This window comes from Marinobacter sp. LV10R510-11A (assembly GCF_900215155.1).
Lineage (GTDB): Bacteria > Pseudomonadota > Gammaproteobacteria > Pseudomonadales > Oleiphilaceae > Marinobacter.
On record NZ_LT907980.1, the window covers coordinates 1880029 to 1892999 of the forward strand.

General features: G+C 54.6%; 12 protein-coding genes. 11 read left to right on the top strand and 1 reads right to left on the bottom strand.

The window, feature by feature from the left end; all coding sequences use genetic code 11:
- The first annotated feature begins 73 nt into the window (after positions 1–73).
- The 11 genes from CPH80_RS09015 to CPH80_RS09065 all read left to right on the top strand — a co-directional run bounded on the left by CPH80_RS09015 (position 74) and on the right by CPH80_RS09065 (position 11358).
- Entirely contained in the window at positions 74–382 is a 309-nt protein-coding gene (locus CPH80_RS09015) for a hypothetical protein (protein WP_157746877.1), read from the top strand.
- Positions 379–954 (top strand): phage tail protein, encoded by a 576-nt coding sequence (locus CPH80_RS09020; RefSeq protein ID WP_096277075.1) that lies wholly within the window; start codon positions 379–381, stop codon positions 952–954. The genes CPH80_RS09015 and CPH80_RS09020 overlap by 4 nt, the downstream gene beginning before the upstream one ends.
- Complete coding sequence (locus tag CPH80_RS09025) at positions 954–1388, top strand: hypothetical protein (RefSeq protein ID WP_096277077.1); 435 nt, start codon at positions 954–956, stop codon at positions 1386–1388. Before CPH80_RS09020 ends, CPH80_RS09025 begins: the two co-directional genes overlap by 1 nt.
- Before the next feature lie 101 nt (positions 1389–1489).
- Positions 1490–2467 (top strand): hypothetical protein, encoded by a 978-nt coding sequence (locus CPH80_RS09030; protein WP_096277079.1) that lies wholly within the window; start codon positions 1490–1492, stop codon positions 2465–2467.
- On the top strand, positions 2467–2931 hold the full coding sequence (locus tag CPH80_RS09035; protein ID WP_096277080.1) for a hypothetical protein: 465 nt from the start codon (positions 2467–2469) through the stop codon (positions 2929–2931). Before CPH80_RS09030 ends, CPH80_RS09035 begins: the two co-directional genes overlap by 1 nt.
- A gap of 161 nt (positions 2932–3092) precedes the next feature.
- Entirely contained in the window at positions 3093–3557 is a 465-nt protein-coding gene (locus CPH80_RS09040; protein WP_096277082.1) for a DUF4124 domain-containing protein, read from the top strand.
- 42 nt (positions 3558–3599) lie between these two features.
- Complete coding sequence (locus tag CPH80_RS09045; protein WP_096277084.1) at positions 3600–6371, top strand: phage tail tape measure protein; 2772 nt, start codon at positions 3600–3602, stop codon at positions 6369–6371.
- A 115-nt stretch (positions 6372–6486) separates the two neighbouring features.
- Positions 6487–6837, top strand: a complete 351-nt coding sequence (locus CPH80_RS09050) for a hypothetical protein (protein ID WP_096277086.1) — start codon at positions 6487–6489, stop codon at positions 6835–6837.
- Complete coding sequence (locus CPH80_RS09055) at positions 6834–7238, top strand: hypothetical protein (RefSeq protein ID WP_096277088.1); 405 nt, start codon at positions 6834–6836, stop codon at positions 7236–7238. The genes CPH80_RS09050 and CPH80_RS09055 overlap by 4 nt, the downstream gene beginning before the upstream one ends.
- Positions 7238–8728, top strand: coding sequence for an RCC1 domain-containing protein (locus tag CPH80_RS09060; protein WP_096277090.1), 1491 nt, complete (start codon positions 7238–7240; stop codon positions 8726–8728). Before CPH80_RS09055 ends, CPH80_RS09060 begins: the two co-directional genes overlap by 1 nt.
- Complete coding sequence (locus CPH80_RS09065; RefSeq protein WP_096277092.1) at positions 8728–11358, top strand: hypothetical protein; 2631 nt, start codon at positions 8728–8730, stop codon at positions 11356–11358. The genes CPH80_RS09060 and CPH80_RS09065 overlap by 1 nt, the downstream gene beginning before the upstream one ends.
- A 647-nt stretch (positions 11359–12005) precedes the next feature.
- On the opposite strand, the gene CPH80_RS09070 is transcribed toward CPH80_RS09065, so the two are convergent.
- Entirely contained in the window at positions 12006–12944 is a 939-nt protein-coding gene (locus tag CPH80_RS09070) for a LysR substrate-binding domain-containing protein (RefSeq protein ID WP_096277094.1), read from the bottom strand.
- Positions 12945–12971: the final 27 nt, after the last annotated feature.

Genomic DNA, 12971 nt, shown 5'->3' on the forward strand with positions numbered 1-12971 from the left:
GTAAACCTGCAGACCTGTCTGCAAATCCAAGCAGCCCCTTCCGAGGGGCTGTTTCAGTTTGCGGAGAACCATTATGAGCGATCGACAATTCAAGAAATCCGCCCGGAGGATACTGAAATCCATGGGCGTCCTGGCCGACCTTTACCGGTACGACGGCTCGACCGTTGCCAACGTGCTGGTTCACATTTCCCGAGATGTACAGGCCGTTAGCGCTGGCGAGACTGAAACATTCGAGCTGCGTGACGAAGCAGAGCTTCTGACAGAAGACGTGGGCAATCTCAAAAAGCGCGATCAAATCCACATAGGCCCAACTGTCTGGCAAGTCGAGAGTAAAATTGCGAATGACGGCTATACAATTCAGGTGGTGGTGAGCGAGCAATGAGCGATCCAACAGTAAGAATCGACCCGGCCAGCCTGCGCGATACGCTCAACTTGCTGGCGGCGTATCGGCAAGGCTCCCAGAAAGCCTTGTACCGCTCGATAAATCTCGGCGCAAAGAAGGGCCGAAAGGCCGCAGTCGATGGAATGGCCCAAAAGGCCAACCTGACCAAGAAGCGCATTCGAGAGAAGACTTCGGTTTACTTCACCAGCCTTAGCGGCATGTCCGCCAAGGTTGTAATTAAGGGTGGATCCACACCGCTAATTCATTTCGGCGCACGTCAGACTAAAAAAGGCGTCACGTTCAAGCTCTGGAAAGACGAAGGCCGCGAGCGCTACAGGCATTCGTTCATCGCTAAACTCGGTACAGGCGGCACCAAGGGTGTATACGAGCGTGACATAGGAAGCCCTCAGTATGATGGCCGAACTCCCCTCAGAGCCAAGAGCGGCCCAGCTGTTCCCGTTATTTACCAGAAAACACCAGGCCTCGCCCAGAAAGCCGAGGAGACCGCCGCCGAAGCCATGCTGAAAGAGCTAGACCGGCAAGTCGGACTTATTAACCGAGGGCTTTTGTAATGCCGAAAACTATCCGAGAGCAGATCGTGCAGGAAGTCATGGCGCGGCTATCGCCCCTGATCTCCACGCCTGTACTTCGCCGGGAACAATACGCCGACGAGGACGAATTTATCTGCGTGTGGGACGGCGAACAGGAAACGGCCCGCACCAGGTATGGCAGCCTTCAGCACACCATGGAAGTAACCGTTGAGTTCGTGAAACTTAAAGTTGCTGGCCATCCTGCGGAAGCGGCCGGCGCCATGTATGCCCAGGCGGTGACCAGCGTTTTCATGAAAAACGGCCAGTTTGAGCCAACACTGAACGGCCTCGCTCAATCAATGAGTGAAGCATCCTTTCTGCCCCTGACCCCCGAGCCCGGCCTGAAAGTAACAGGGTGCGGGCTCAAGCTTGACCTGACCTTCGAAACCCAGAACGGCGATCCGTTCACCCAATAAACCAAAACCCTCAGATCAGGCCGCCCTCGAGCGGCTTTTTTTGTGCCTGAAATTCATCGTAAACCGCCCGCTAATGGGCATCAGCACCCGGAGAAAAGATCATGGCAAACGCTGAAAATGCAAAGATCCAATATGAGGGCGGTCAGAACCAGTCGGCGCTTGCAGCCCTGTCCGATTCTGGAGACGCCACAACCTTCGAATCAGGCGCAGAGCTCTGGTCGCGCCGCTCAGGCTTTGAGCCGGTCATCCGCCCTGACGGCCTGATCAATGGCGGCGCTGTTTCGCCCGGGTCAGCCGGCGCTAGCAACACCGTGGACGTTTCTGCGCTCACGGCTTACGTTGCTGGCGTAGCGGTTGCGGCATCGGCTGAATCCGCACTGATGTGCGCAAGAGCATCAACATCCACGCACATCGTGCACTCGATCACCGTGGACGCTACAGGCACCATCAGCACGACCGCAGGCACCGAAGGAAGCGCTTTCGGCGCCCGAGGATCTGCCGGTGGCCCGCCTTTGATTGCAGTCGGTAAGATTGAGGTTGGTCAGGTTCGCTACTCAGTCAAGGCCGCCGCCCCGGCCAAGGCATCCGACATATTCCAAGTTGTGGGGCTTCACCAAGAGCGCTACGACTTCCCGATTTACGAAGTGGATTACCGAAACGGGAACGTGGTTTTCAACTCTGCCCTGCCGATCATCCACACTGGAACCAAGTCGAAGAGCGTCTACGCAAGCTTTGCCGAGCCGATCTTTGCGGATGTTCCAAAAGGCACCGATTACGTGCCTGCGGAAACCTCTCACTCCACAAGCTCAACCCAGATCTACGGCACAACTTTGGGCTCCACCAGTTCAACGCTGAACCAGGGCAGCTTTACCGCCTACCTGAACGACGGCATCAGTGACGCGCTTGTGCGGCTGAAGAACGAAACCCTATGGTTCAAGTTCTTCCCGAACAAGTTTCAGAGCGCCTACCGTCTGGATCAGGGCAAGCTTGGCATCAGCCGCACCTTCCCGGCCGGTGATGAGATCCAGGCATCCTGCACCATCTCGCCTGAGTCTGACGGCTCTGATGTGGCTGCATAATGCTGGATCTCAAAGCCTTCCAGAAGGCGAGCTTTGTCCCGCGTGAAACGGAAGTCACGCTGGATGCTCTGGCCGAGTCTGGCTTTGGTGATGGCAAGGTAATCGTGCGTGGGCTGACTGCGCACGAGCTTGCCGAAGCTGAAGAATCTGCATCAAAGGGAAAGTTGCTATCCGATCTGGTTGAACGGCTGGCTGGCGCCGGCAAGGAAAAGGTCGGCGCCATCATGGACGGTATTGGCTACCACCAAGACGTTCCTGCAGCGCTTGCAAAGCGCCTTGAGCATGTGCGCCTTGCCACGGTTGACCCAAAGCTGGAACTGGCGGACGTGGCCAAACTGGCCGAAGTGTTCCCGGTTGAGTTCAGCATTATGGCCAACAAGATCATGGAGCTGACTGGCAAGGGGCAACAGGCCCAGGTAAAGCAAAAGCCCTCTGGGAAAACCCAAGCATCCAAGCAAGCCTAGCCCTTGCGGACAGGAAGGGCCGGTATCTCTATGAGAGCCGGCCTGATGTATTTCCAGAGGGCTATCTCACGGACTGCGAAATCAACCTTTGGGGCATGTGGTAAAAGAGCCAGAGGTGATTGCTGTGCTATCCTCAGTCGAAACATGACACGGAGGCACTCATGCGCCTGATTCTGGCTTTACTCATATCCCTTTCATTTCCCGCCATGGCTGGAGTCTATAAATGGACGGACGCCAGCGGCCAAGTTCATTTTGGCAGTCAACCGCCACCTGGAGAAAAGCAGCAAGTGGAGATCCGGGAGAGCAGCCCGGGCGCCATGGGCTCAGGCCGGCAATATGGAAACTCTGAATCCGACATTATCCGGCAGGCCCGCGACCTTGAAAGCCGCAAACAGGAACAGGCTTACGAGAGGGCCAAAGAGCGCTACAGGGATGCAGTCGATGTAGCCCGCAGTAGCGATAAGGACAGCCCTGATTATGTGTGCACTGGGGTAAAAGACCGCCTAAAAAGCGCAAACGAGAGATTTCATAACGCAAAGATGCAAGGTCTCACGATCAGCGAAAAGAACCACCACGAACAAAAAATAAAAGACTTGGAGCGGCACCGAGACAACATCTGCCGCTAAAACCTCGAATCAAACAGAACCTCGCCACGGCGGGGTTTTTTCATGCCCGGAGAAAAGATGGCCACCGTATCAAGAACAGTCGAGATCATCTTTGGAGGTATCGATAACACGGGCGGTGCCATAAGCTCCGTGGGAAGGGGCCTGGGCAAGCTCGAAGGACAAGTTGGCAGCATTACCGGCCCACTCGCCAGCGTTACCGATTCAATATTAAAGCTTGATCTGGCGCTGGCGGCCCTGGGAGTCGCCGCGCTTGCGTTCGCAACGAAGGAAGCGGTTACATTCGAAGCTGCCTTGATTGACCTTCAGAAGGTCATGGATGAAAGCGAAGGCAGCGCGTCTGACTACAGTGATGTGTTCTCGGACATGTCCAGCAAGTTTGGCGTCAGTGCCTCGCTGGTCATACAGAGCGCTGCAGATTATAGGCAGGCCGGCTACGACATAAAAGACTCGCTATTCCTAGTCGAGCAATCACTTCTGGCTGTTAACGCCGCTGATCTTTCGACTGTTGAGGCTAGCGAACTTCTGATCGGCACCCTGGCAGGGTTTCAGGCGCCAGCGTCGGAAGCGGCCCGCTTGCTGGACATTCTGAACGGAGTCTCCAACAAAGCAGGCGCGTCAGTATCTGAGCTTGGCGATGGCTTTAAAATACTAAGCCCCGTCGCGAAAGCCTTGGGCCTGTCATTTGAAGAAACTGCAGCGCTACTGACCCCGATGGTTGAAGTTACACGATCAGGCTCTGAGTCAGCCAACGCACTGAAGACAGCCATCAGCAACTTGATAAAACCGACCGGTGAACGGCTCGGCCTTCTGAAGGATGAGTTGGGTATCCAGCTTGAAGTGGATGGCGTTCGCAGGAACACAAAGGATGTTCTTTACGACCTGATCGAAGCAACACAAGGACTGGATAACAACGAAAAGGCAAGGGTCGCCACAATAATTGCTGGCGCCGAGCAAATGAGCCGGTTTCTTGCGGTGCTAAATGGCACAAAAAGATCAGAGGAAATCCTAAAAGTAGCCATGGAGTCTAGTGGCTCGGCCATCGAAGAGTTTAATGTCAAAACTCAATCCGCTGATTTTGCTCTAAACCAGCTTAAAGCGTCCTTTACTACGACCGCTGCCACCATTGGCCTTGAGTACATTGACCAGACGAAAGAAGTAACCAAGGCCACGACCGGCCTGCTCGATTCTTTCCGCGAGGCTGCCCAGGGCGACAACGCAGACGTATTGTTTGAAGCGCTCAGAAACGGCATGGAGTCATTTGCTCAGCAGGTTGAGGTAATAGCAAAGAACCTTCCGGAAGCTTTTGAGGGGCTGGATTTCTCGAAGTTCCTGTCCTCCTTTGGCGATTTGGGCGATGAGCTTGGCGGTGCGTTTACTGCTGTTTTTGGTGACATTGACCTGGGCACGGTTGAGGGGCTTGAGTCTGCACTGCAGAGAGTCGTGGACGCATTTACCGCTCTAGTGACCATCTCTGCTGGCATAGTAGATGGTTTAAGCCCGTTGTTCGATGCAATCGGAAAGGGCATTACGGAGTTCGAGGATCTGGACGAAGCCACAAAACGCAGCGTTGGCGAATTGCTCGGCCTTTCCAAAACCGTTGATACGTTATTGCCGGTTATCGGCGGGCTTGGGACTGGCCTTGATTCCGTTGGCACCGGCCTCACTGCCCTCGCGGGGGCTCAGGGCTTCAGGGCTCTGATCGGCAACCTTGGCGCAGTACGTGCAATCGCGGGAGTGGCCGGAAAGGGCGGGCTCGTAGGGCTGGCACTGGCTGGCGGCTATGGCGTTGGTACGCTAATCAACGAATACATCATTGGCCCGATGGAAGAGGCGTTTGGCGGCACCATTGGCGGGTGGCTCTATGACCAATTCAACGCCGACGAAATCGCCAAAATCAACGCGCAGTTTGCACCGCTCACGGGCGAAGTTAAAAAGCTGGCGGATGAAACCGAAGAGCTGAGAGGTGTGTCCAAGCGTTACGACGAGATGAATAAGGCTCTCGGCGGAACCATGGGCTACACCACTGAGATGACGGAAGAGCAGCGCAAAGAGTTCAACCTTTACGCTGCGCAACTGGTCGAGAATTCAAAGAATACAGAAGAATTCACCAATTCTCAGCGCGAGACAACCGGTGCCGTTGAGGATCTTAACCGGCAAATCAGCGAGAGCGGTGGCGCCCTTGGCGAGATCTCGAAAACAACCAAAGAGCTATCCGACAACAACAAATCTCTGCAGTTGGGCTATGACGAAACCACCGGGAAGATCAACAGCTTCTCCGGCACCATCGTTAAATCGAACAAGTCGCTGGATGATGCCGCAAAGAAAACTGAGAAGGTTGTAGAGGAAACTGAAGCCTACCGCCTCAAGCTTCTGGAACTGAACTCAGATGAGAAAATAAAACTCATTGAGGCCAAGGTATCTCTCAACATTGCCGAAGTCGAAGCCGGCGCAAAGCGCGTAGAGGCCATTGCAAAAACCATAGGCGAGACATTCGCCAGCACCGGCGACCTGATCGGAAAGCTGTTTGGCGGAATTGATGACGCATCCCGAATGACGCAGCTCGATATAGCCAGCCAGATCAAGAAAGAGAACGAACTCCGTAAGCAGGCGATGGACGACCAAAGCAAACTGACACAGGCACAGGTTGACAATATTAAGCAGAAAACCGAAAACCTGAAACGGGGTGACGCGCTTATCAAAGTCGATGGCGCAGGGCTTCAGCCTCACCTGGAGGCCTTCATGTTCGAGATATTAAGAACGATTCAGCTTCGCGTGAACGCAGACGGCGAAGAGATGCTGCTGGGGCTTAACTGATGAGCAGCACTATCGTTGTGAGTGGCGAGTCACTTAACCCAAAGCTGGAAGATTTCATGATTCAGCTTTTGAAAGAGATTCAGGCCCGGTTAGATGCCACTAAAGAGGAACAGTGATGCTGACAATCAATGCGCCTATTTTTGATATTGACGGAAGCGAAATAATAGATGATCCAGACCAATCCGGCCTGTCTCAATTTGGACGGCGAAATTCTCGGGTAGCCACGCTGGACGGTGGGGCCTCTGTTAACGATTTCGGCTATTCAGATGCAGACAGAACGCTGGACATTGAGTGGCGGCCTGCCAGTCGCGGCCAGGCTGATAACGTTGCCCGCATGGTGAAAGCGTACAGCCGTCTGATCGTCTCCTGTCGGGAAGGCTGCTTTCTTGGGGCGCCCGACCAGTTCACGCCAGGCGAAAACACTGTTCATCTCAGAATCTTCGTGGAAAGGCGGCTAGACCAATGAAACTGAGAACATCGGCTAGATCTGCGGCGGCGCAGGCACTGCTTACGGATCTAAGCACCGGGGGCGGAGCAAACCCAACCATCCAGCTATACGATGGAACCATTCCTGCGTCCATGGGCGAGGCCATCACAGACACCTTACTGGCGACCTTTGAGCTTTCGCCCGGCATTGGAACCGAGGAGGCGGGAGTTATAGCCTTCGGCGCTATCGCAGGCGACAGCGGGACAGATGCAGCGGGGCTGGCGGGCTGGGCAAGAATGATCGACGGCGGCAATATTGAGTCTGCCTATCTGACCGCTGGTGGCCCTGGGTCTGGGGCGGATCTTATCATCACCGACCCGAATATTGCCGTGGGCGTACCCATGAACATATCGCTTGCATCCATCTCTGTGGGTGGTTAATGGCTACTTATAGCGGTTCAGCCGCCCCCACAGCGGCCCCAGAAAAGGACGGCACCCTTGCAGTAAAAGCGGACGGCACCCTGGTTGCCTGGGGCTCTGCTGGCTCTGGATTGCTGCCAGTGCCGTCGTTGACTGGTGTTATTCACGTTGCGACCGGTCGCGGCTACGGCTTGGCGCTTCAAGATGATGGAACTGTCACTGGCTGGGGTGCGCCAACCACCGGAAACGGTCAAGAGAGCGTTCCGGTCGGTCTTGCAGGCGTGGTCTATTTAGATGGTTCTTACAGCCATGCAGCAGCCGTTAAATCCGATGGGACAGTGGTTGCCTGGGGTGGGTCAAATGGCGTCATTGTTCCTGCCGGACTGAACAATGTAGTAATGGTTGCCTGCGGCACAGATGTTACATGGGCCTTGAAGTCGGATGGAACAACAGCGGAGTGGGGCGATACTAACAGCCCTATGCCGGGCGGACTTTCTGCCATCTATCAAATATCTGGATTCGCTCGCCATTGTCTCGCCCTCAAAAGTGATGGAACGGTAATCGGCTGGGGACCCAATAGTGTTGGCGAACTCAGCATACCGGTGGGGCTGTCCGATGTTGTAATGGTTGCTGCCGGACGAAATGTTTCCTTGGCTCTCAAGTCTGATGGAACGGTTGTTCATTGGGGCAAAGAAGACGTATATGACGGGACAGGAACAATAAGCCTGGTTCCACCTGTCGGCCTGAGTAATGTTGCCGCTGTCTACGCTGGGGAAGATACCGGCATTGCGGTTAAATATGATGGCAGCGTGGTCATGTGGGGTTCAGATAGCGCTGGCCACTCAACCCCTCCGGCTGGATTAGAGGTTCTAATTCAAGATCAAATCGACCTACCGGAACCTATTGATGGCCAGATCAACGCTGCACTGCCGTTCATTTTCAGCGGCTTGGCATTTCAGGATTGGGTGGCTGCACTGCCCGTTGCCACGATTCAGGAAATCTATACACTAACGGTGACCGGCTCGGCAGATGGCCTTGACGACACAACCATTCCAATCTCAAGTTGGCAAGCTACGAACCAGGCCGCCCCGCGCTCAGTATATGTTCAGGCGGTGATCCCAGAGGCGGGGCAATACCTGCAGGCGCTGCAGGATCGAAACAATGGTGACCTGGTGATCCGGCAAGGCTTTAAATTCAGCGACGGCACCACCAAGACAGAAGAGGTGGTTCGGGTCGGGTTCGATACGTCACGCTACGACGAGGGGCCCACCAATGTCACCATGACTGTCTCCGGGTACAGACTTGGCGGGCCATTAAAAAACGGCGCTCGTACACTAATGGAAATCCGCTCAATCAGCCTGACCAATGGCAAATATCGCGTGCGATGCAAAACCGACCTTTTCTTGCAGCCGGGTATGACGGTGAATGCCCGAGGGCGCGCGTTCAGAGCCTCATACATAAACTATTACGCCAACGGCAGCGACCGATTCAGCGAGGTCAGTGACGAGTAATGTCTAAGGGCGAGATTGTCAGTCATAAAGGTGATGGGCTCTACTCTGTAAAGCTTAAATACGCGGTAGATCGCGTAAAAGCCGAGCTGGAAAAAACCAATGTGCGCATAGCAGGGCTTGCGATAGCTGTGCCCGATCAGAAACTGCTGGTAATTCAGGCCGAAGAAGTTGTCAGCGACTTGGCCCGCGCCATTGATCTGCTGATTCCGGCCTACCGAAATAACCGGGAAGGCAACGCCGATCAGATGATGGATCTGCAGACCAAGCTGATGACGCAGCGGGGGACTGTTGCCCGGCTGATTTATGCCCGAGATCTATTGATTGCCGAAAACCTCGGCCTACTCAAGCGCCGGGGTGTCCTTGCAAATATCCCGGAAGACAAGCTGATCGACGCCTGGTGCGCTGATTACAGTGACGCGCTGGCGGGCGATGTAGGCCTAGTTGATATCAATGACGAGGGCCGTCAGGGCGTCGTTATACAGCCCGGCTATGTGGATCAGGCGGTCTACAGCCCGACACGAGACGGGGTTCTGATGCCAAGGGAAGCCCAAACCGGCCAGCAGGTGTATTTCAACGCGGCGATAATGCCAGGCGTGCAGAAGTGGCGCCCACGCTACCGTGTTGGAATCATCAGCAATATTGTTAACGATACCTGTGTCATTACTTTGCCCGAGGCGCTTTCATCCGAACAGGATCTGAATATCAATAAGTTCAACCTATACTCAGAGGTTCCAATTCAATATATGGACTGCAACGGTGACGCCTTCGATGACGGCGACCGGGTGCTGGTTCGCTTCACGCAAAGCGGCCCCCTGGTGATTGGGTTTGAGCAGGAGCCAAGACCCTGCGGAATATTTGATTTTATTTTTCTGCCGTCACTAGGCCTCTCGTTCTTCTTGTCAAAAACCTACGGGAAACCGTTTGTCGATGGAGCAGGCGCCGAAATCAACCCGCCGCTAGGCACGGAATCTGGAGCAGACCCCGCATGGATAGCAGACAAATCAGAAAACGGGTTCAGTTTTGAGCGCGGCAAAGATACACAGTACGGCTTGTGGACGTGGATTGGTCGGAACAAGTCGGACATTCTCAGCTGGCATGGTCACGAAAGCAGAGTGTGCGACCCGCGCAAAGATGAGCGTCGTTATGTTGGCGGCCCCGGCTCTCCTGTGCGCGGGCCTTGGGTGTTCTATAAGAACGCTAGAATCTATGACTCAAACGACTACAGGGAAGATTTACCGCCCGATGCCTATTACGTGGAAGGCGCCGCTTTTAACGACAGAGATGGCCAGAGATACCTGCGCGTCACTTTATCCAATTATTCTGATTCGGTTGCTGAAAACTCGGCATATCAAATATGGGTTTATGAATTTACATTCGCCCGCGATACCTACGCCTTGGGCCCCCTGACGCTATTGGCTGAACACAAATTCCCCGCCACCCAGTGGCAGCCGCTTTCTGGAATGTATTTCAGCGGATCTGGCGAAAAGGGCGTGCAAACCGTAGTGTTCGGGAGCAGCCCTGCTAACGAGCGCTTGATTACCCGTTTTGCAAATAACGAGATCACCACAGAGAGCGTAGCTGCGACATATAGCGGAACCCGTATTGTTACGCCACTCAGCGTTAATCTTAGCTCTCCAGTTGACCGGGCCCCATATTGGGCAAACGGCACTACATCACGAACAGACACCTATCACACCCAGGCGGACGAGTCGCTACTCTATGTGGAGATGGTGGGCGAGGATGAAAAGCGTGTGACGTTGCTGAGCCCGGAATACACTGAGGTTAGAAGCTACAACACAAGCGAATCTGCATCAGCCTACATTGACGGCTACGACAATGATGGTGAGCCAGTGAGGCTAAACAAGCCCGACGGCGAGACTCGCGTGTGGTCTATTTCTGAAAATAGTGGGTCGTTCAAAATTTTATGCGAAGGCGAGGTGCTGGCTGCGATTAGTGAGGGCCATTCACGGGCTCTGGTGGCGACCGAGACCCTTTCTGGATCTGATAACAGTGGAGGATCACCTCGGACGTTCACCTTTAACTACTCTGACACAGTTCAGTCGAAGTCCCTGACCCCGGAATATCTATACATTGATGCCCGCTCTGGTTTTGTAGCCGGCTGCCTGTTTGAAGATCGACTGGAAGATAGCGCGACAGCTTCGGGGCAATATGACGCTGACGATGATGGGTATACCAGAAGCGGAGTAGGTACCGTAATTTGGCATTTTGCGGTGTGGAAAGACGGGGTAAAAGTTCATGAGGAGGAAACTTACAATAACCCCGCAGCCTTCGGCCCGCAGACCGGAACCTACCCATCGCTAACGCGCAATATATTTGATAGCGGGGCGCCGGGCACGTATTTTTCGTATCGGATCGCCTTCCCCAAGGAAAAGCAGAATCCAACGATGACGCGATATCTTGGCCCCGCGCCGAGAGCTATCTACCGACCAATCAGCTGGAACTCATCGGCGGGCGATGCCTCTATGTCAGCGTGTTCTTTCATATGGCGCCGAGAAAATGACGAGTACTCTGCGCTGACGATGTTCCCTGGTTACTCGGACCCTGTGCTTGAGATAGTCGGCCGCAACTCAGATGACCTGTATTTTTTCCGCGCACTTTCGCTGATTTAGCAAAATTTGTATATTGCCCCAAGCCCAGCCAGCAAAAACAGCGCCTTTAGTGTAAAAACGATTCTTGGGGCAAAATTGGGGCAATCTTCCGACCTATACTGGCCGCTTCGGTCCACTGACTACATCGGTCAGCCTAGCCGTTCCGCATCTGTCCGGTTCTGTCCAGTCGCGCTATAGGGTTCGAATCCCTCTATACACTCGGCACCCAGATCGCGCTGTAATATACAGGGCGCAACTCATTGATTGCGCACAGTTGCGGGGCCTGCGTTAACTGCGCGTGATTTTAGCCTATGAGGCTGATTGCTAGGGGCTTTCCTGAATTAGCGGGTCACATTGACATGGTAGATGCCGAAGGGTGAAACCAAGATAATCCCAATCCAATACAGTAATGTAACCCTTTGATCTGTAAAGGCCGAAATTCCCTATTTTACACCCCACCAAAACACCCTGTTTCCCTGAGAAATCATAAGGCTGCTCGCGCTGCTGTCCTTATATGGGGTGCAAGGGGTCGAAGGTTCAAATCCTTCCGTCCCGACCATATTTCAACGAAAAAGGGCACATCTTCGGGTGTGCCCTTTTTCGTTTGTGGTCAGTTTATGACTGGGTATAGGTTGAGCGTATAAACCCGGCTCTATTATATTCTGTAATTACCCTCCAAACTCCCGTACCAGCCAGTCGACCACCGGGGCAATTATTGCACTACTAGGGTTCCGCACGCTAAGGCGGTAACCGTGGCTTTTGCGCGTTACATGTGGCCCTAGTGCCACCAGTTGACCGCTGGCCAGCATGTCCTGGATCACGTGGCTCCAGCCCAAGGCAACGCCTTGGTGGCTGATCACCGCATTGAGCAACAGAGGAAAGTTGTTGTAGGGGAAAGCCTTTTCCAGCGGAGGTGGCGGCAAGTGTGCCAGCTTGCACCAGCTAGCCCAATCCAGCCAGCGTGGATCACGCATGTCCAGGTGCAGCAGAGTAATGCGCTTCAGTGCTTCGGCATCCAGCTCGGCGCCCAGATTGTGCTCGCGCGCGTATTCCGGGCTGCAGACCGGGAACGCGTTTTCCGGAACCACTAGCGTATCGGCAAGATCATCCCGTTGAGGTGGCCCGAAACGCAGCGCGATGTCGGCCTTTTGCATCTCAGGGGCTTCGTCCCTGTCGATGGGCAGCAGGCGAAACGAACGATCGGGGAAGGTCTGTTCGAGGCGCTTCAGTCGCGGCCGCAACCACATGTGAGTAAAACCGGCACCCGCAGCGATGCTGACAACCGGAGACGGCTCTCGGGTTCGCCGACGGAGGTCAACGACAGCACCACAAAGGCGCGCCAACCCGGGTACCAGTTCTTCGTAGAAGGCTTCACCTCGGGCATTGAGAGATAGCCGACCGCCCCTGCGGTCAAACAGCGGACACCCTACATTCTCTTCCAACGCGCGAATACGCTGAGAGATGGTGGGCTGTGTGGTGTGCATTTCGCTCGCAGCGGCGGTCATCGAACCCAGCCTGACCGTGGCTTCAAATGCAATCAAACCGCGTAATGATGGGAGAGCCCCCATATCGGGAGGCAACAGGGTGGAAGCTCGTCGGGCGGGCACGTATATCCTCGATACTGATCCGGCCCG